This is a genomic window from Brevundimonas sp. GN22 (genome assembly GCF_054824005.1).
Genome location: NZ_JSYD01000046.1, coordinates 1 through 20,139, shown reverse-complemented (window position 1 = coordinate 20,139; position 20,139 = coordinate 1). Strand labels below are relative to the sequence as shown.

Below are 20,139 nucleotides of genomic sequence, written 5' to 3'. Positions count from 1 at the left end.
CCGCCGCCGCCGCCTCCGCCGCCGCCGCCGGTGACCCCGCCGCCGCCGCCGCCGCCGCCGGTCCAACCGGCTAAGCCGGCAGCCCGTCAGTTCGTTGTCTACTTCGACTTCGACCGTTCGGACCTGACCGCAGAAGCTCGCTCGGTTGTGTCGCAAGCTGCCAACTACGCCAAGTCGGGCGCTCCGACCCGTATCCTGGTCGTTGGTCACACCGACACCTCGGGTAACGCAGCCTACAACCTGGGTCTGTCGAACCGTCGTGCCCGTACCGTCGCGGATGCCCTGGTGGCTCAAGGCGTGAACGGTGGCGTCGTGTCGCTGGACGGCCGTGGTGAAACCTCGCTGGCCAAGGCAACTGCCGATGGCGTTCGCGAGCCGCTGAACCGCCGCGCGACCATCGACATCAACTTCTAATCTGAGGGGGAGGAGGCTCCGGCCTCCGCCTCGACAGTCAACGAAGTCTGAGTTGCGTGAACCGCAGGTTGCCCTTCGTGGTGGCCTGCGGTTCTTGCTTCAAATACTGCCTTAAGCTTGACTTTTCGGTTGGTCATTCGGTCGAACGTGACTACGAATGGCAGTGTGATGTTCGCGTCCACAGTCAGTCGTCCTTCGTCCGACCATTAAAACAAACGATCGATTGCCAAAGAGAACCCCCCGCTTTGCTCGCCCCTTACGATCCTGATCAGAACAAGCTCGCTGACGGAGACATTAGGACGTTGCACGGTCGGCGATTTTTGCTGGTAACATTACCGTTCGGCCCGTTCGGGCGACATCTGCGCAAGTCGTTGTACGCGCTGGGTGCAGAGACGGTTGACCGTGTTGCTTTCAATGCCGGTGATGCGTTGACGTGGCGAGCCAAGGGCTTGCGCCGCTTCTTGGGATCTGCGGCCGAATGGCACCGCAAATTCCCCGAGATCGCATCCGAATACACAGACATCGTCATTTTCGGCGAGAGCGGTCCATATAATCAGACGGTCTCGACGCTGGCGAAATCGGTTCCTGCGCGCCTCTGGGTGCTCGAGAACGGCTATTTCCGTCCGGACTGGATTACGCTTGAGCGCAACGGCGTGAATGCGGGCAGCCAACTGCCCCGTGTGCCGGAAGGCTATGATCCTCCGGTGCCGGAGCTGGAAGTCAGCCACAGCGTGGGGCGCATTCTGCCGTACCACGTGATGAACATCAGCACCTATCACCTGATCCAGTTGGTGGGTGGCTGGCTGTATCCGAACTACCGCAATCCTTACACCGTTCCGGCATGGCTTCAGTGCGTCAGCCACGTACAGCGCTATTTCAAACTGGCGATGCGCTCCAAGAAGGAAGTCGACGCGAATGTTCTGGCCGCGCGCGGCCCGTTCTTCATCGCCTGCCTGCAGCGCGAGGGCGACAACCAGCTCCTGCGCTACTCTAAGTTTGCCGATAACACCGCCTTCATAGCCAAGGTAATCTCCAGCTTTGCCCAGCATGCGCCCAAAGATGCGCGGCTGGTGTTCAAAAACCACCCGCTCGATCCGGGGCTGGTGGATCTGCGCGCGGTGGTGCGAAGCTTGGCCGGTGCACGCAGCATCGGCTCGCGTGTGGATTTTGTGGACGGTGGCAACCTGGCCGACATGTGCCGCGCCTCAAGCGGCATGGTCGTGAACAATTCCAGTGCGGCTCTGTCGGCGCTGGGCTTTGGAACGCCGGTAAAGGTTCTGGGGCAAGCCTTCTTCGATTTCGAGGGGCTGACCGACCAGAAGTCCCTGGACCAGTTCTGGAGCGCTCCGGCCAAGGTTGATACGGCGCTGTTCAAACGTTTCCGCGCACATGTCCTTTCAAAGACACAAATTAACGGGAACTATCACGAGCCTCGCGCGATTAAGCGTACGGCGTGGGCCGTAGCGGCCGCCATGGGACGCGTATCGTCCTGATAAATGGGCCTTCCGGGCCTTAGTCCACAGACCTGTGTCATGATAGCAACCCTCGGTCGCTGTCATCTTACTGTCACATGATTGTCGCCCAACTTTCTGTTGGATCGCCTAAATCCCCGGCCATCCAATGACACAAGTGTCGCCCCTCTCACCTCGGCGGCACGACAAAGGGGATCACCGTTGTCTAATTTTGCTCGCAGCCTGACCTTCGGCGCATCGGCTCTCGCCATTGCGCTCGGCATGGCCACCACCGCGTCGGCCCAGTCGACCGGCACCGAAGCCGTAGAAGTCGAACAAGTCGTCGTTACGGGCGTTCGCGGCCCGCGTAACATCGACGGCCTGGCTGTTTCGGAAAACATTGCCAAGACCCGCAACACGGTCACCCAAGAGTTCATCTCGTCGCAGGCCGCTGGTCAAACTATCCTGCAGACCCTGAACCTGACCCCGGGCCTGAGCTTCACCAACGCTGACCCCTACGGTTCGTCGGGCGGTAACATCCGTCTGCGTGGCTTCGACGGCAACCGCGTTTCGCTGACCTTCGACGGTATCCCGCTGAACGACACCGGCAACTACGCCACCTACACCAACCAACAGCTGGACCCGGAACTGATCGAGCGCGCCTCGGTCAACACCGGTTCGACCGACGTTGACTCGCCGACCGCATCGGCAACCGGCGGCACCATCAACTACGTGACTCGTCGTCCGGGCCAAGAGTTCGGTGGCTGGATCCAAGGCTCGCTGGGTGACTTCAACTACCGTCGTATCATGGGCCTCGTCGACACCGGCGAAATCGGTCCGTGGGGCACTTCCGCTTGGTTCGCTGTCTCGCAGCAGAACTACGACAAGTTCAAGGGCCTCGGCGAACTGGAAAAGACCCAGTACAACGCCCGTATCTATCAGCCGCTGGGCGACAACGGTGACTTCATCGCCCTGTCGGGTCACTACAACGTCAACCGCAACAACAACTACAACGGTCCGAACCTCGGCACGACGACCGGCTTCTGCGACGTTGCCAAGACGCAGGTCTGCATCGATCAAGTGAACGATCCGTCGAACCCGTTCGGCTGGGGCATCGACTTCGACCGTACCTACGTCGCTCCGACTGTTCGTGCTGGCGTAGCTGACAACGACACCAACGGCACCAACTACTGGGGTCTGCGTACCAACCCGTCGAACACCGGCAACATCCGCGGTAACTCGCGCTTCACCCTGCGTGACGGCCTGATCCTGACCGTTGACCCGTCGTTCCAGTACACCCTGGCAAACGGTGGCTCGGGCCAGACCGTTCTGTCGGAAACCGATCCGCTGCTGCGCGGCTCGAAGACCTCGGGCGGCGTTGACCTGAACGGCGACGGCGACATCCTGGACCGCGTCCGCATCCACACCCCGTCGAACACCAACACCCACCGCTATGGCCTGAACAGCTCGCTGATCTGGGACATCAACGACCAGCACCGTCTGCGCTTCGCTTACGCTCTGGACTGGGGTCGTCACCGTCAGACCGGTGACTACGGCTTCATCGACTTCTCGAACCCGACCGCTCCGGTCTGGAAAGACGTCTTCGGCGGCCGTGGCAACGACGACAACCGCGTCGTGAACCTGGACGGCTACGCTCTGCAAGCTCGCGACCGTAAGTCGATCGCTTCGCTGAACCAGTTCTCGCTCGAGTACCGCGGTAAGTTCCTGCAAGACGCTCTGACCGTGAACCTGGGTGTCCGCGCTCCGTTCTTCGAGCGTGAACTGAACCAGTACTGCTTCACCCAGAACGCTTCGTCGAACGTGCTCTGCACCTCGGAAGCTCCGAACGCGACCCTGGCTAACGGCAACGTGACCTTCGCTTCGAAGGGCACCACCCAGTACATCGCTCCGTACTCGCGCACCGTGAAGTACGACGACATCCTGCCGAACGTTGGCGCAACCTACCGCTTCGGTAACGGTCACGCCATCTACGGTTCGTACTCGGAATCGCTGTCGGCTCCGCGTACCGATTCGCTGTACGCTGTTCGCCGCATGACCGACGGTTCGGTGGCTAACCCGACCGTTCAGCCGGAAACCTCGTCCAACATGGACTTCGGTTACCGTTATGCTTCGGGCACCATCGTTGCTAACGCTTCGGTGTTCTACAACGAGTTCGACAACCGCATCGTCTCGACCTGGGACGAAGACCTCGGCCAGTTCGTTGACCGTAACGTTGGCGCCGTTGAAACCACCGGTTTCGAAGCCTCGATCGGCTGGTCGCCGATTGAAGCTCTGAGCCTGTACGCTTCGATGACCCTGACCAACTCGGAACTGCAAGACAACTACGTCTACAACGCTTCGGGCGCTGTTCTGCAGACCAAGGGCAAGAAGCAAGTCGAAACGCCGGAAGAAATGTTCTCGCTGCGCGCTTCGTACCAGTTCAACGAAGTCTTCTCGGCAGGCATCCAAGGTAAGTACACCGGCGAGCGTTGGGTCACCGACGTAAACGACCTGTCGGTTGACGGTTACACCGTGGTTGACCTGGACATGCGCTTCGACTTCGAGCCGCTGGGCTTCAAGGGCACCTACCTGCAAGTCAACGCAACCAACCTGTTTGACGAGCAATACTACTCGACCCTCGGCACCCGCGCTTCGGCGACCCCGGGCGACCTGGGCTACAGCCGTCCGTTCGCCGGTGTCGGTGCTCCGCGCACCGTCATGGCAACCCTGCGTTACGCTTTCTAATCTAGCGTAAGTCAGACTTGGCAAAGGGAAGGGCGGTCCGGAAACGGGCCGCCCTTTCTCTTTGGGGCTTTGGTCGCCTACCATTGAAGTAGGGGGGCAAAAGCCCTATCTGCCGCGCTTCGTTTATTTGTTTCCACGGCCTCTCGAGGACGCCCCGATGACCACCGCTCCTATCCCTGCCGAATGGACGCCGCACCGCGCCATGTGGGTTGGCTGGCCCAGCCACGCCGAACTTTGGCAGGAAGATCTGGAAGAAGCACAGAACGAGGTCGAAGCCCTCGTCTTGGCGCTGGCCGAGGCTGGCCGCGAGAAGGTCAAGCTGATGGTTGGCAACGACGAGGCCCTAGAGCCTGCACGTGCTCGCTTCGCTGGCGTCGAAGGTGTCGAAGTCATCGCCGGTCGCTTTGGCGACATCTGGCTGCGTGATACCGGACCGATCTTCGGTGCGGGCTCGAGCAGCGCCAATGCCTTCACCTTCAACGGTTGGGGCGGCAAGTACGACCTGCCGTACGATGACACCGTGGCCGACCAGATCGGCGAGCAAACGGGGGTGGCCATCACCCGTCACGACTTCATCCTTGAAGGCGGCGCAGTCGATCACGATGGCGAAGGTACCGTGCTGACCACCCGTCAGTGCGTGCTGAACACCAACCGCAACGAAAGTTGGACCGAAGAAAAGGCCGAGGCGGCGTTTGCCGAGGCTCTGGGGGCCAAGAAGGTCATCTGGCTGGGCGATGGCCTGCTCAACGACCATACCGACGGTCACGTCGACAATCTGGCCCGCTTTGTCGCGCCGGGCGTCGTGGCTTGCCCCATTGCTTTCGGGGAAGATGATCCGAACGCGGACGTTTACGACGAAACCGCTCGTATCCTGTCGGAATCGACCGATGCAGCTGGCCGTCAGATCAAGGTCCTGCGCATTCCGTCGCCGGGTCTGGTCAAGGACGAGGATGGTGAAGCCATTCCGGCCAGCCATATGAACTTCCTCATTGGCAATGGCTCTGTGGTTGTGCCGACCTATGGCAATGACATCGCCGCGCGTATGGCGTGCGAAGCTCTGGCCACGGTCTATCCGGACCACAAGATCATCCCGTCGCCGTCCATCGCCATCCTGACCGGTGGCGGTTCCTTCCACTGCATCAGCCAGCAGGAGCCCGCATGACCCGCAACATCACCGTCGCCGGTATCCAGACGTCCTACGGCACCGACCTGCAGGACAATATCGACAAGACCATCGGCTTCATCCGTGAGGCGGCCCAGCAGGGCGCGCAGGTGATCCTGCCGTCGGAACTGTTCCAAGGCCCGTACTTCTGCGTTTCGCAGGAAGAGCACTGGTTCGAGCATGCCTGTGAGTGGGACAAGCACCCGTGCGTGACCCAGCTGCAGCCGATTGCCAAGGAACTGGGCGTGGCCATCCCCGTCTCGATCTTCGAGCGCGAAGGCCCGCAATACTATAACTCGCTGGTCATGCTGGATGCGGACGGCGAGGCTATGGGCGTTTATCGCAAGAGCCACATCCCTGACGGCCCCGGCTATCAGGAGAAGTATTACTTCCGTCCGGGCGATACCGGCTTCAAGGTTTGGAACACCCGCTTCGGCAAGGTTGGCGTCGGCATCTGCTGGGACCAATGGTACCCCGAGACCGCCCGCGCCATGATGCTGCAAGGCGCAGAGGTGCTGATGTACCCGACCGCGATCGGCACCGAGCCCCATGACGACAGCCTCGACACCGCCGCTCCGTGGCAGCGTGCGATGCAGGGCCATGCCGTCTCGAACGTCGTGCCTGTCGTCGGTGCAAACCGCATCGGCCACGAGCAGGTGACCGAGGCCAGCCAGACCTTCTATGGCCACAGCTTCATCGCCAACCATCGCGGTGATCTGGTTCAAAGCTTTGGCCATGACGAAGAGGGCGTGCTGGTCGCGACCTTCGACCTCGACTTCCTCGACCGCCACCGCGCGGCTTGGGGCTTTTTCCGCGACCGTCGCACGGACCTCTACAGTCCGTTGACCGGTCCGAAGCGTTAACACGAGAGGGCGGAGCCAATGGCTCCGCCCTTTTCAGTTCCGGCTGTTGTTCTGGATGCGGTTGCCGCTGGCGTTGTCGCGGTCATCCACGCTGCTGCCGAACGGATAGCCCGCATCATCGCGACAATAGGACCGGCTGCCGTTGCGGGCGTTCTCGACGACAAGGCGCGGACGCAACCAGGATGCCCCGGTAAAGCTGTTGCCGGTGATGGTGTTGTTCGATGGCGTCTGGTGCCGCACCACGCCGCGCTCTCCGCAGTTGCGATAAAGGAAGATGCCCGGCTTGCCGTGAAGGTCGAAGCGATTGCCGGTGATCAGGTTATGGGCCGATCCATCAATGGCGATCATTTCACGCGCAGTGCGGGTCAGGATGCGGTTATCGCGTATGGTGTTTCCACGGCTCTCGGCGTCCAGATAGATGGCCGTGGCCGTAGAACTGCCGTTCAGGGTGGAGTTGGTAAGGCTGACCGCGGTCACGCCTGTGCCGATGTATAGGGGGATAGAACCACGTCCGGTGAGTACGAGGTTATCGAGCCAGACCTGCGTCGGTGCAGCAGCCTGCGCCCGTTTGGTGTGGCCAGGCAGGCGAGAGGACTGACGCAGATCGTCATATCCGCCATCCGCCCCCATGCCGAAGATGCGGATATTGCCCAGAACAGTACAGTTCCTGACGGCGAGAGAGTGAGGACGCTCCCAAACGCCCTCTGCGGTCTTGCGGGATCGGATGGCGATCGTGGGCCGCGCGGTGGATACGCTCAGGTCCCGACGTCCAACCGTACCGCCCTGGCAGTTCAGCCCCACGCCTCTGCCCGGAGGCCCTTCGATCAGGATGGGGCGGGGGATAGTTTGGCCTTCCACAAGAACGAGGGAACAATCCAGACGAAAGGGCTCGTCTGATACCTGCATCGCTTGCTGGTGTTTCTCGGCACTACAAGCGGGTGCCGGAGGGTAGGTGATCAGGCTGGAGACCAACCAGGACAGCATCAGAGCTGCAGGTCGGCCGTCATGGCCAGTGCGCCGCGCTCAGCGGCACAGCCGGGGTTGGTGACATTCTGCGCGCGCAACACAGCCAGTTCGGCCCGCGCGGCAGCCAGGTCATCGGCAAAGGCGGGGGAACGGGCCGCCTGTTCGAAAACCTTTTGGCCCAGCGCATAGCCGACACGGACGTCGGTCGGGTAGTGCATGCCGCACACCGCCCGGCTGAGCGCAATCTGACGACCGATTTCCTGCGCCGCGACAGCGCTGTCCGGCGCAATGGCAGCCATAGCCGCGCCGTAGGCGGCAGCCACTGTTGCGGTTCCCGATGGATAGGATGCCGATGCCCGCCCTGCCGCCGACACCGTCTGGCAAGCGAGGCGGTCCGCATCATCCCCGACGGGTCGAGCGCGATAGGCGCGCAGTTTAACAATCGTCGAAGCGCCCTCGGCGTCCTCGAACAGACGCTGCATCAGGCGAGCGGTGGCAGGGGCAGCGTTTTCTGCCGGATTGAACCGGACACCCAGGACGCAGTCGAAATGCTGAAGCGCGAACGGCATGCGCACTTCGGCATGGCTGGTTGCCAATAGCCAACGGTCAGTATTCTCAAAGACGTTGTATGACGCAGATACCGTGTGGTCGGCAGACTCTTCAGGACTGCCTGCCGAAGGCGGTGCCGGTACGGCGTCGGCAAGAGCTTGCAGCGCGTCGCGGCCGAGATAACCCTTGGCATGATCGTCCGCCTTGACGGCCCGGGCTTCGTAAGCGGCAGGAGTACCGACGCAAGCACCCAGCGCGGTCGCGGACAGGACAAGGGCCAGAAGAGCGGTCGATTTCATCATCGCACCTGTCTTTGGGGCGGCCCTTAGCGGCCCGATTTCCACGTCAACTGAACCGAGGTGGCACCGGTTTCATCCGGCGAGGCCACGACCTGCACCTCGGCACCCTCGTTATTCAGGGCAGCAAAAGCGCGGGCATTGCCCTGATTCATCGACATCACAGGCTTCAGCCCAGCATCCCCGGCAAGCTTGCGATAATGGGCGACCACTTCGTCCGGCGTCGCCGGGGTAACAAACTCCGCCAGACCACCGGGGCCATCAGCGCCGTTGGCTTGAACCACCGGCTGGCTCAGTTCGGCTTCGGGATACAGGGTTGCAAACTTCGGAGCGCCGCTCGCCAGCGGCGTACCGGAAGTCGAAGACGCGCCGCCCTGAGAACCGGCAGGAGCGATATCAACCGCTTCGCCAGCGACCACTTCGTCGGCAGGTGCAGCGACCGTTCCGGACGACCCGTCACAGGCCACCAGACCAATGCCGGCTACGGCGGTCAGCAGTAAATTTCCAAAGGGCTTCATCTACCTATCAGGTCCCAAGCCTTAGATTAGAGTCCATCACTGAACCATCGAGGCGTCATCAGCAAGGCGCGTTTGGGTCATTCACGACACATCCTTGTCGGGCTGTGACTTCTCGTCCTCTGCCCGGGTTTTGTCTTTGGCCAGCTGGCGACCTTTTTCGGCGAGATCGGCGTTAACAGCATCCGTATCCGGATCATTGTCCGAGCCGGATGCCGATCCCCCCCGAAGCGAACCGGCGCGGGTATCGGAGCCGGAATCCGTACCTTCCAATGCGCGTTTCAAGCGCTCTTCGCGGGTCTTTTCGTCTTCGCCCATAGCTTATCCTCATCTCAAGGGTCGTTGGAAAACAACGCTCCTGCACGGCGAGCGTTGCGCGCGCACGAAAAAGCCCCGGCAGATCGCTCTGCCGGGGCTTTCATTTCATGCGCTATGGCTGGGCTTATTTGCCGAACAGCTTGGCGAACTGGCGAGCCTCGCGGGTCTTCCAGGCACCGCGGTGGTAGGCGTCCGATGCGATCAGCGGAACAACCGTGGTGGCTTCAGCGAAGACCATTTGTTCGTAGGTGGTCGAAACCTTACCCCACGAAGCGGCTTCCTTCAGGGTAGAGGACGAGCAAGCGCCGTCACGGACGTCAGCCACGGTGATCTGGATGGCGTACTTGTGCATGTCGGCTTCGACGCCGAGGATTTCAGCGCAGACGACGGTGTCTTGAGCGAAATTCTTCGGAACACCGCCGCCAACCATGAACAGGCCGGTGGTGCCAGCTTCGATCTTGATGTCGGTCAGTTCGCGGAAGTCGGCAACCGCGTCGATGCACATGTACGGCTTACCAGCAGCAGCACGTTCCTTCTGGTGCTTGACCAGACCGAAGCCAGCCGACGAGTCGACGAAGGCCGGGCAGAAGATCGGCACGCCCTTTTCATAGGCGGTCTGGATCAGCGAGCCCGGCTTCTTGGCGTTGCCTTCCGACAGCCACTTGCCCATTTCCCAGATGAATTCGCGCGACGAATACGGGCGCGGCTCGAGGCTGTTGGCGATCTCGAGGATGGTGTGGTCGCAAGCTTGCAGCTCTTCTTCATCGATGTAGGTATCGTAGATACGGTCGATGTAGTTTTCGCGCAGGACGTTGTCGTCGATCTGGCTGTCGGCTTGGTAGTGCTTGAAGCCCAGAGCTTCGAAGAAGTCCATGTCGACGATCGAAGCGCCGGTGGCGACGACGGCGTCGATCATGTTGTTCTGAACCATGTCACGGTAAACGTGCATGCAGCCACCGGCCGAGGTCGAACCCGCGAGGATCAGCCACGGCGAGCAGGCCTTGTCTTCCAGAGCCATGTTGAAGATGTCGGCGGCGCGAGCGGTGTCGCGCGACGAGAACGACATCTTGCGCATCGAGTCGATGATCGGACGGGCGTCGTACGATGCGATGTCTACGTGCTCGACGGTATTGTTGAGCAGCTGAGCCTTCATGTTCGACTGAGCGGTCATTTCAGCGGTTTCCCTAAAGATTTGAGCGCCCGTCAAAAACTGAAACAGCGACCCGGACGGAGCGACGGGCCGCTATCTATACAAACGCCCCATGACGTTTTTGGCGCCATGGAGTGTTTTTTGGACCAGCCCCGAAGGGGCCGGTCCGGAAAGAGGTTATTTGCGACGTTTGCGCTGGCCAGCCTTGCCCTTGGGGCGCGACAGGCGAACCACTTTGCGCGAGTTTTCCTCGGCGGTGGTGCGTACGGTCGGGATCGAGCGCGGGGCCAGACCATAGAGCGAGGCCATCGGCGCGTCCTCGACGACAGCGATGTCGTGCGAGCCATAGCCGTTGAAGCCGGTCGACATGGCGACCCCATAGGCACCCATCATGCCGATCTCGATGAAGTCACCTTCACGGATATCGGCCGGGAGCCAGAACGGACCCGGCATGTGATCGATGCTGTCGCAGGTCGGACCATAGAAGCGGAAAGGCTTCAGCTCCGACGCGGATTCGCCGTCACGAACCAGTTTGGTCGGGAACGGCCAACGCGAGTGGGTGGCATCAAACAGCGAACCGTACGAACCGTCGTTCAGGTACAGGGCATCGCCCTTGCGCAGATCGACGCGGCACAGGATCGACGAGCTTTCGGCCACGATTGCGCGGCCCGGCTCGCACCACAGTTCCGTGGTTTCCGACACCGGCATCTCGGCAAAGCCGCGGTGGATGGCATCGGCGTATTCGTTCAGGTCCGGCGGGACCATGCCCGGATAGACCGAGGGGAAGCCGCCGCCGACATCGACGATGTCCACGAACACGCCAGCCTTCTTGATGGCGCGACCGACCTGGGTCATCGCGGCCTCATAGGCGGACGGACGCATGCACTGCGAACCGACGTGGAAGCTGACGCCCATCAGGCCGTCTTTGACAGCCTGACGCGTGGCCAACAGCAGAGCAGGGGCCTGATCCGGCGACACACCGAACTTGCCCGACAGCGAATAGGCAGCGCCATCCGCCGACACGCCCATACGTACAACCAGATTAAGGTCGGCAGCATGGTTGGTGACGTCGAGGATCTTGTTCAGCTCGTCATGGCTGTCCAGCACGAAGGTGCGGACATTATGATCGTAGTAGGCCGACTTGATCGCGCCACGGCTCTTGACCGGATGCATGAAAGCCAGACGCGCGTCTTTGCTAACCGAACGAACCAGTTCGATTTCAGCCACAGAGGCGACATCAAACGCATTCACGCCGTTCGCGACGAGAGTCTCGATGACCCACGGCGACGGGTTCGCCTTCACTGCATAGAAGACGTCAGCCTTAAGATTATTCTGGAACCAGCGCGCTGCTACGGAAACCGAGGCCGGTCGCACGAGTGCGACTGGACGCTCAGGGGACCGCTCACGGACCAGGTCCAGGGGAAGTTGGTACGTGCGCAATTCACGTAACCCCCTGTTAGTTGTTAAACCCAGACCGGCGTTAGCGGCGCAAGTGAGGACCTACGGGGTCCGCCGGAACGCGCGATATGGGATTATTGGGACTGAATGTAAAGAGGTAATTTTGGGGCACTCCCGCAAGAGTTACGCACAGTTAATGTGTGTTTTTGCGTATGCGACGGATGTCGGAAGTGCCGCAGGCTGGACGAAATCGACCTAGGCGTGTCATTAAGACTTGCCCTTGCGCCATTCTCGCGTCATGCGGCGCCCCCTTTGTTGCAACCTCATCCACGGGTTCATGAGTTCTTCATCATCCGCCGTTGCGTCGGTACGCGACGTCTCGAAGACCTACGGGGCCAGAAAGGCGCTCGACGGCGTGACCGTCGAGGTCGGCGCCGGTGAAATGGTCGCCCTTATTGGTCCTTCGGGTTCGGGCAAGTCCACCTTGCTCCGTTCGATCACGGGTCTTCACCCGATTGATCCGGGCGGAACGATCACTGTCTTTGGCGACGTCGTCCAGCAAAATGGTCGCGTCACTAAAAACGTGCGTCGTTCGCGTCGACGCTTGGGCATGATCTTCCAGCAGTTCAACCTGGTCGGTCGTTTGAGCCTGTTCTCGAACGTTATGATCGGTTCGGTAGGTCGCTTGCCGACCTGGCGTGGCTATTTCGGCGTCTGGCCTAAGGCTGACAAAGAAAGGGCCATGGCTGCGCTGCACCGCGTCGGCGTGTCCGACTACGCCGCCCAGCGTGCTAACACCCTGTCGGGTGGCCAGCAGCAGCGCGGCGCGATCGCACGCGTTCTGCTACAAGGTGCCAAAGCCATTCTCGCGGACGAGCCTGTCGCTTCGCTGGACCCTGTTTCCGCCCGCAAGGTGATGGAGCTGCTGGTCGAGCTGAACAAGCGCGATGGTCTCGGCGTGATTGTGACCCTTCACCAGGTTGATTACGCCATTCGCTACTGCGACCGCGTTATCGCCCTGCAAAAGGGAAAGGTCGTTTACGATGGCCCGGCAACGGGACTGGATACACAGCGCCTGATTGAAATTTACGGTCCCGAATACGAGGACGCGTTCTGGGAGGCTACGGCATGACCCAATATCGTTTTTCACGTCGCGCACTAGGTCTTGTGGCCGGTGCCGTGATGGCTCTGGGCCTCGCTTCGTGCGGCTCGGGCGACAAGGCGGCCAAGGGCGGCGCTGGTGAAATCCAGTTCGCCATCCTGCCGGCTGAAGGCCAGTCCTCTTCGGGCCCTCTGTGGCAACCGCTGCTGGATGATCTGTCCAAGGCCACTGGCGTTCCGGTGAAGCCGTACTTCGCATCGAACTACACCGTTCTGGTCGAAGCCATGCGTGGCAACCAGATCCAGGCAGCGTGGTTCCCGGCCAAGACGGCGATTGAAGCCATCGACCGCTCGAACGGCGAAGTGGTGGCCCGCATCGTCGATCCGGAAGGCCGTGACAGCTATTCCTCGACCCTGATCGTCAAAAAGGGTTCGGGCATTACGCTTGATGACGTGCTGGCTTGCGGCAAGAAGTACGACTTCGGCATCGGTGATGCGCTGTCGACCTCGGGCACGCTGGCTCCGCTGACCTTCCTGTTCAACCCCAAGGGTGTTGTTCCGGAGCAGTGCTTCAAGACTGTGCGCGCCGCTAATCACCAGGCAAACTCGTTTGCTGTGGCTAACGGTCTGGTGCAGGTCGCGACGTCGAACACGATCAACACCGTGTTCATCGCCCGCGAAAACCCGACCATCGCTTCGCAGCTCGAAGAAATCTGGCGTTCGCCCCCGATCCCGGAAGCGGGCATCGTCGTGCGTCAGGACATGGATCCGGCTGTCAAAGAAAAGCTGCGTACCTTCTTCCTGAACTACGGTCGTGGTGAAGGTGCCGAGGCCGAGCGTCAGCGCGAAATTCTCAAGGGCCTGAACTATTCGGGCTTCAACGCTGCCGACGAAACCTACCTGAACCCGGTTCGCGAAATGATCGCCGACCAGGCTCTGACGGACGCCAAGGCCAAGGGTGACACCGCCGGTGCTGCCAAGGCCGAGGCCGAGTTGAACCGCCTGCGTGCCTTGCGCGAGGTACAACCGTGACCGCACAACCCGTCACTTCGACGGCCATTCCCAAGCCTCCGGTAAAGTCGGCCGGCGCTTGGGCACTGGACGCCCTCATCTGGGGTGGCATGGCCGTACTTCTGCTCATCAGCTTCGATGCTGTTGATCTGGGCAACGTCTCGCGTCTGTTCACCAATTCGGCGAACATCAAGAGCTTTGCGGCGGACCTTCTGGATCCGAACTTCGCTGACTGGAAGCTGTTCGTTTCCAAGATGTGGGAAACGGTACAGATTGCGCTCTGGGGCACCTTCCTGGCTGTCTTCCTCGGCGTGCCGATGGGCCTGGCCGCTGCGCGCAACATCGCTCCGGTATGGGTCGTTCAGCCGGTTCGCTGGATCATGAATGCCCTGCGTTCGATCCCCGATCTGGTCATCGGTCTGCTGTTCGTCGTGGCTGTGGGCCTTGGCCCGCTCGCCGGTGTTCTGGCGATTGCGCTGAACACGGCCGGCGTTTTGGCCAAGCTGTTCTCCGAAGCCGTCGAGTCGATCGACAAGGGTCCGGTTGAAGGCGTCCGCGCCACCGGTGCCTCGAAGCTGCACGAGATCATTTGGGGCGTTATTCCTCAGGTGGCTCCGCTGTGGACCTCGTTCGCACTCTACCGCTTTGAATCGAACGCCCGTTCGGCCACCGTTCTGGGCCTCATCGGCGCAGGCGGTATCGGTCAGGTGCTGTTCGACCGCATGAATGCCTTCGCCTTCAGCGACGTTTCGGCAGTGGTTATCGTGGTCGTTGTGGCCGTGACCCTGATCGACATGTTGTCGCAGGCTATGCGTAAGCGCCTTCTGTAACGGCGCAACGTTTAGACAGACTGTCATAAAAGGTCTGGCCGGACCGTCACAAATCATCTCTATGCGCATCATAGATGATGATCTGAGAGGTCCGGCCATGTCCGTCCTACCCAATCGCCTTTTCAAGATTTCGGTTTGCGCCGCTGCCCTTATGGCGCTCGCAGGCTGCGGCGATGGAGGCCCTAACCAGAAAGCCCGTGCAGGTGTGTGGGCCGCGGGCTCTTCGACTGTTTTCCCCTTTGTGACCCGCGTGGCCGAGAACTTCGGCCGGGCCAATCCGGGCGGTGCCCAACCGCGCGTCGAGGCCTTGGGCACTGGCGGCGGTATTCAGGCCTTTTGCGCCGGTATCGGGCCGTCCACTCCCGACATTGCCAACGCTTCGCGCCAGATGAAGCAGAGTGAGTTTGATCGCTGCGCTGCCAATGGCGTGACCGATATTATCGAACTCAAGATCGGCTACGACGGCATTGTTGTCGCCACGGCCCGTAATGGTTCGGCATTCGATCTGAAGCTGGAAGATCTGTACAAGGCCCTCGGCAAACACGTCCCTGGCGCGGACGGCAAGTTCACGCAGAACACGGTGACCAGCTGGAACCAGGTCAATCCCGCCCTTCCGGCCCAGCGCATTCAGGTTTACGGCCCACCGCCGACCTCCGGCACGCGTGACGCCTTCCTTGAACTGGGTATGGCTCCGGGTGGCGCAAAGCTGCCTGCGGTGGCTGCCATCAAGGACGACAAGGAAAAGTTCGAGTCCATCACCCACACCCTGCGTGAAGACGGCAAATGGATCGACTCTGGCGAGAACGATAACGCCATCGTCCAGACCCTGACCCGCACGCCGGGTTCGCTCGGCGTCTTCGGCTTCTCCTTCCTTGAGCAGAACATGGACACGGTGAAAGCCGAGACCATCGATGGCGTCCCCCCGTCGATCGACGCCATTGCCGACGGCTCCTATCCGCTGGCCCGCTCGCTCTATATCTATGTGAAGAAGCAGCACATCGGGGTGATCCCCGGCCTGAAGGAGTTCGTGCTGGAGTTCATGTCCGAAGGTGCCGCTGGTCGCGGCGGCTATCTGCAAGACCGCGGTCTGGTGCCGATGAGTGCCGAGGCTCTGGCCGCCGAGCGTGCCAAGGCCACCGCCCTGACGTCGATGACGCGACCGAACTAAAGGTCACCGCGTTCAGCAAGAAAAACGCCCCGTCGATCCATCGGCGGGGCGTTGTTCTTATCAGGCTGCCTGTTTGCGGCGCAGACGGGCGATGCGGCGCAACCGCCGCCAGAAGCGGCCGCGCTGGGGCTCTGGATAGGGTTGCAGGTTCTCGATGAACTGCTCGGCCGAGGCGCGCCAGCTGAACTTCTCGGCATAGGCGCGCACAGCCTTGCGGTCGATTTCCAGGCATTCAAGGCAAGCCGTGCGCAGATCATCGTTGATTACGCCCGCGCCGGAGTTCGGAATAATGTCGATGGGGCCATGGGCCGGGTAGGCGGCAACTGGCGTGCCGGTCGCCATGGCTTCCAAAATTACCAGACCAAAGGTGTCGGTCCAGCTCGGGAAGACGAAGACATCGGCATCGGCAAAGCAGCGGGCCAGATCGTCGCCGAACTTGGCACCGAGGAATTTGGCGTCCGGATATTTCTCTTCCAGCTCGGCGCGGGCAGGGCCGTCGCCGACGATGATCTTCGTACCGGGCAGGTCCTGTTCGAGGAAGGCCTCGATGTTTTTTTCGACGGCCACACGGCCCACGTTCAGGAAGAAGGGGCGCGGCCAGTCCTTGCCGCCCAGTTCCTCGAAGATCGGCTTGAGGTCCGGATTGAAGACTTCAGTGTCCACACCTCGCGTCCATGGCGAGACATTGCGGAAGCCATGCTCGGTCAGCTCGTCACGCAAGGTAGGCGTGGCCACCATCAGACGGCCTGAAGGCTTGTGGAACCACTTCATATAGGCGTAGCCGACCTGAACCGGGATCGGGAAACGCGCCGAAACATATTCAGGGAATTTGGTGTGGTAGCTGGTCGTGAACGGCAGCTTCCATTCGATGCAGATGCGGCGGGTCGCGATGCCGAGCGGACCCTCGGTCGAAATGTGCACGGCTTCGGGCTCGAAGGCGCGCAGACGCTCGCGGATTTCCTCTTCAGCCCCGAGGGCGAGACGAATTTCCGGATAGGTCGGGCACGGAATTGTCTTGAACTGGCTGGGTTCGATGACCTCAACCTCGTGCCCCATAGCACGGCATTCCGCCACGGTGCGGGTAAGGGTTCGGACGACGCCGTTGACCTGGGGTTCCCAAGCGTCAGTGACCAGAACAATACGCATGAATTCGATTAGGCCTTTGAGCCGTTTCGTAAAGTCATGTGGTTTTATCCGTTTAGTGCGACGATAGCGAGACTAGATACCAACAACGCTGATCACGCACGCGCGATATCCCTGCAAGGCGTAAGGATTTAGATTCCAAATTGTATACGGCCTGATTGCCTGAATATCGAAGCACATTCGGATCGGCTCTCGATATAGGCGAAAATTCACAGGAGTGGATTTATATGTCGAGTGACCTTCGCCACTGGGACAGTCTGGACAACCACAAATATCGCGGTGAACGCGAGACGGTCTCTGATCTGCTGTCGCGACTGCCGCTGGATGCGGACGAGCGCGCCAGGGTTCTGGCCGAAGCGACCGAGCTGGTCGAACACGCCCGCAAGAGCCAGAAGAAGCAGGGCGTCGTCGAAAGCTTCCTGCAGCAGTATTCTCTGGGCACCCAGGAGGGTCTGGCGCTGATGACGCTGGCCGAGGCGCTGCTGCGCACGCCCGACAGCCTGACCCGCGACAAGCTGATCTCGGAAAAGATCGGCTCGGCCGAGTGGGCTAACCACGTCGGCAAGTCGGACAGCACGCTGGTGAACTTCTCCAGCTTCGGTCTGATGATTGCGGGCAAGCTGGTCGAGCCGGAAGACGAAGTGAAGCGCGACCTGCCGAACTTCATCAAGGGTATCGCGGCGCGTATCGGCGAGCCGGTCATCCGTCAGGCCGTGGCCACCGCCGTCAAGATCATGGGCGAGCAGTTCGTGGTCGGCCGCACCATCGAATCCGCCCTGAAGCGTTCCGACAAGGAAGGCTGGCTGTGCAGCTTCGACATGCTGGGTGAAGGCGCCCGCACGACAGCTGATGCCGAGCGCTATGAAAAGATCTACGCCGACGCCATCGAGGCTGTCGGCAAGACTGCCACGGGCCAAGGGCCGGAAGCCGGCCACGGTGTCTCGGTCAAGCTGTCGGCCCTGTCGCCGCGCTATCAGTCGGTTCATGAAGATCGCGTCTGGGAAGAGCTCTACCCGCGCATCCTGCGACTGGCCGAAATCGCTGCCAAATACGACATCAACTATACGATTGATGCCGAAGAGGCCGACCGTCTCGCTTTGTCGCTGAAGCTGCTGGAGCGTCTGTGCACCGAGCCTTCGCTGGGCGATTGGAAGGGCCTCGGCCTCGCCGTTCAGGCCTATCAAAAGCGCACCTCGGAAACCATCCAGCGCCTGATCGACCTGTCCAAGCGCACGAACCGTCGTCTGATGGTGCGTCTGGTCAAGGGGGCCTACTGGGATACCGAGATCAAGTTGGCGCAGGTTAATGGCCGCAGCGACTATCCAGTCTTCACCACCAAGCCTGCAACGGACCTGAACTATCTGGTCTGCGCGCGCATGATGATCGAGGCCGCGCCTCACATCTATTGCCAGTTCGCGACCCACAACGCCCACACGCTCGCCGCTGTGCGCCGCATGGCCCGTGACCGCAACACGGTCATCGAGCACCAGCGCCTGCACGGCATGGGCGAGGCTCTGTACGACGCCGCGCGCGACATGTGGTCGGACGAAAAGATCATCGTCCGCGCCTATGCGCCGGTCGGTGGCCATGAAGAACTGCTGCCCTATCTGGTGCGGCGTCTGCTCGAAAACGGTGCCAACTCCTCCTTCGTCCACGCCCTGCTGGACGAGCGCGTTCCGGCTGCTGATGTGGCCGCCGACCCAATCACTGCCGTCGAGGCCCAGCCCGACCGCCATCCGAAGATCCCTGTGCCCATGAACATCTACGGTGACCGCCAGAACTCCCTCGGCCGCGACTATTCGACGGCAGAGGCCCGCGAAGCCCACGCTGCGGCGCTGAAGGCGCTGGACGCAGAGCAACTGGTGGCCGGTCCGATCATCGGCGGCAAGCTGCTGACGGGTGTCGAAGCCCGCGATGTGACCAATCCGTATGACCGCACACAGGTCGTGGGCAAAACTTCGGACGCGACGCCGGAACAGGTCGACGAAGCGGTCATGAAGGCCGCAGAAGCGCAAGTCTCTTGGGACAAGATGCTTGGTGCTGGCCGTGCGCCGATCCTGCGCGCTATGGCAGATGCCCTAGAAGCGGACATGGATCGCCTGGTGGCCCTGCTGTCGCGTGAAGCAGGCAAGACCCTGAACGACGGCGTCGCCGAAGTTCGCGAAGCCGCCGACTTCTGCCGCTACTATGCCATGCTGGCCGAGAAGGACTTTGGCGGTCGCCAAACCCTGAAGGGGCCGACGGGCGAAGTGAACCAACTGATCCTGCATGGCCGTGGCGTCTTTGGCTGCATCAGCCCGTGGAACTTCCCGCTGGCCATCTTTACCGGCCAGATCGTAGCCGCTCTGGCGGCCGGTAACGCGGTCGTGGCCAAGCCTGCCGAGCAAACCCCGCTTATCGCCGCCGAAGCTGTGCGCCTGTACTACAAGGCGGGTCTAAACCCTGACCTTCTGGCTCTGGTTCCGGGGCGTGGCGAGACCGTGGGCGCTGCCCTGACCTCGCACCCGATGATCGACGGCGTGGCCTTCACCGGAGGCACCGATACCGCAAACGCTATCAACCGTGGTCTGGCCAACCGTCAGGGTGCCATCATCCCGTTCATCGCCGAAACCGGCGGTCTGAATGGCATGTTCGTGGACACCACGGCGCTGAAGGAACAGATCATCGACGACGTCATCCTGTCGGCCTTTGGTTCTGCCGGTCAGCGTTGCTCGGCGCTTCGTATCCTCTACGTGCCGCACGATGCGGCTGATGCCCTGATCGAGGGTCTGAAAGGCGCGCTGGCCGTTCAGGTCATTGGCGACCCGACCGATCCCAAGACCGACATCGGTCCGGTGATCGATGCGGAGAGCCGCGAGAACCTCGAGAAGCACGTCGCGCGTCTGGAGAAGGCAGCCAAGATTATCGCGCGCGGTAATCTCGCTGCCGATGCGGCCAAGGGCGACATGTTCGCTCCGGTCATCGCCGAAATCCCGACGCCGGACTTCCTAGAGCGCGAAGTGTTCGGCCCGATCCTGCACGTTTATCGCTACGAACCGAAGGACCTGAAGAAGACCGCT

The 20,139-nt window shown here is 61.3% G+C and carries 17 protein-coding genes; 10 read left to right on the top strand and 7 right to left on the bottom strand.

Features of this window, described 5'->3' with window-relative positions:
* The 5 genes from OB03_RS07380 to aguB all read left to right on the top strand — a co-directional run.
* Window positions 1–414, top strand: a 414-nt coding sequence (locus OB03_RS07380; protein ID WP_461343693.1) for an OmpA family protein, incomplete at its 5' end; no start/stop codon positions are given.
* 320 nt (window positions 415–734) lie between these two features.
* Window positions 735–1,907 carry a capsular polysaccharide export protein, LipB/KpsS family gene (locus tag OB03_RS07375; protein ID WP_461343692.1) on the top strand — a complete coding sequence of 391 codons (1,173 nt, stop codon included), beginning with the start codon at window positions 735–737 and terminating at the stop codon, window positions 1,905–1,907.
* Between the two features lie 180 nt (window positions 1,908–2,087).
* Window positions 2,088–4,610 carry a TonB-dependent receptor gene (locus tag OB03_RS07370; protein ID WP_461343691.1) on the top strand — a complete coding sequence of 841 codons (2,523 nt, stop codon included), beginning with the start codon at window positions 2,088–2,090 and terminating at the stop codon, window positions 4,608–4,610.
* Window positions 4,611–4,767: 157 nt separating this feature from the next.
* Window positions 4,768–5,772, top strand: a complete 1,005-nt coding sequence (locus OB03_RS07365) for an agmatine deiminase family protein (protein ID WP_242912277.1) — start codon at window positions 4,768–4,770, stop codon at window positions 5,770–5,772.
* Window positions 5,769–6,635 carry an N-carbamoylputrescine amidase gene (gene aguB / locus OB03_RS07360; RefSeq protein ID WP_461343690.1) on the top strand — a complete coding sequence of 289 codons (867 nt, stop codon included), beginning with the start codon at window positions 5,769–5,771 and terminating at the stop codon, window positions 6,633–6,635. Before OB03_RS07365 ends, aguB begins: the two co-directional genes overlap by 4 nt.
* Window positions 6,636–6,668: 33 nt before the next feature.
* Here aguB and OB03_RS07355 read toward each other — a convergent pair whose 3' ends face one another.
* From OB03_RS07355 to OB03_RS07330, 6 genes are all read right to left on the bottom strand, one after another.
* Window positions 6,669–7,619 carry a right-handed parallel beta-helix repeat-containing protein gene (locus OB03_RS07355; protein ID WP_461343689.1) on the bottom strand — a complete coding sequence of 317 codons (951 nt, stop codon included), beginning with the start codon at window positions 7,617–7,619 and terminating at the stop codon, window positions 6,669–6,671.
* Window positions 7,619–8,452, bottom strand: coding sequence for a phosphatase PAP2 family protein (locus tag OB03_RS07350; protein WP_461343688.1), 834 nt, complete (start codon window positions 8,450–8,452; stop codon window positions 7,619–7,621). Before OB03_RS07350 ends, OB03_RS07355 begins: the two co-directional genes overlap by 1 nt.
* A gap of 23 nt (window positions 8,453–8,475) precedes the next feature.
* Window positions 8,476–8,964 (bottom strand): hypothetical protein, encoded by a 489-nt coding sequence (locus tag OB03_RS07345; RefSeq protein ID WP_461343687.1) that lies wholly within the window; start codon window positions 8,962–8,964, stop codon window positions 8,476–8,478.
* Window positions 8,965–9,045: 81 nt separating this feature from the next.
* The gene (locus OB03_RS07340) at window positions 9,046–9,279 is read right to left on the bottom strand and encodes a ribonuclease (RefSeq protein WP_242912272.1); all 234 of its coding nucleotides are present in this window, start codon (window positions 9,277–9,279) and stop codon (window positions 9,046–9,048) included.
* Between the two features lie 124 nt (window positions 9,280–9,403).
* The gene (locus OB03_RS07335) at window positions 9,404–10,450 is read right to left on the bottom strand and encodes a 1,9-bis(guanidino)-5-aza-nonane synthase (protein ID WP_461343686.1); all 1,047 of its coding nucleotides are present in this window, start codon (window positions 10,448–10,450) and stop codon (window positions 9,404–9,406) included.
* A gap of 156 nt (window positions 10,451–10,606) precedes the next feature.
* Complete coding sequence (locus OB03_RS07330) at window positions 10,607–11,869, bottom strand: type III PLP-dependent enzyme (RefSeq protein WP_242912270.1); 1,263 nt, start codon at window positions 11,867–11,869, stop codon at window positions 10,607–10,609.
* A gap of 295 nt (window positions 11,870–12,164) precedes the next feature.
* On the opposite strand from OB03_RS07330, the gene phnC reads away from it, so the two are divergent.
* The 4 genes from phnC (at window position 12,165) to OB03_RS07310 (ending at window position 15,937) form a co-directional block, all read left to right on the top strand.
* Window positions 12,165–12,959, top strand: coding sequence for a phosphonate ABC transporter ATP-binding protein (gene phnC, locus OB03_RS07325; RefSeq protein WP_242912269.1), 795 nt, complete (start codon window positions 12,165–12,167; stop codon window positions 12,957–12,959).
* A complete protein-coding gene (gene phnD / locus OB03_RS07320) occupies window positions 12,956–13,960 on the top strand; it encodes a phosphate/phosphite/phosphonate ABC transporter substrate-binding protein (RefSeq protein ID WP_242912268.1) in 1,005 nt (334 codons plus the stop codon). The genes phnC and phnD overlap by 4 nt, the downstream gene beginning before the upstream one ends.
* On the top strand, window positions 13,957–14,769 hold the full coding sequence (phnE, locus tag OB03_RS07315; RefSeq protein WP_242912267.1) for a phosphonate ABC transporter, permease protein PhnE: 813 nt from the start codon (window positions 13,957–13,959) through the stop codon (window positions 14,767–14,769). The genes phnD and phnE overlap by 4 nt, the downstream gene beginning before the upstream one ends.
* 97 nt (window positions 14,770–14,866) lie before the next feature.
* A complete protein-coding gene (locus tag OB03_RS07310; protein ID WP_242913078.1) occupies window positions 14,867–15,937 on the top strand; it encodes a substrate-binding domain-containing protein in 1,071 nt (356 codons plus the stop codon).
* 60 nt (window positions 15,938–15,997) lie between these two features.
* Here OB03_RS07310 and OB03_RS07305 read toward each other — a convergent pair whose 3' ends face one another.
* Complete coding sequence (locus OB03_RS07305; RefSeq protein ID WP_242912266.1) at window positions 15,998–17,083, bottom strand: glycosyltransferase family 4 protein; 1,086 nt, start codon at window positions 17,081–17,083, stop codon at window positions 15,998–16,000.
* A 224-nt stretch (window positions 17,084–17,307) separates the two neighbouring features.
* Between OB03_RS07305 and putA the strand changes: the two genes are divergently transcribed.
* Window positions 17,308–20,139, top strand: a 2,832-nt coding sequence (putA, locus tag OB03_RS07300; protein WP_461343685.1) for a bifunctional proline dehydrogenase/L-glutamate gamma-semialdehyde dehydrogenase PutA, incomplete at its 3' end; no start/stop codon positions are given.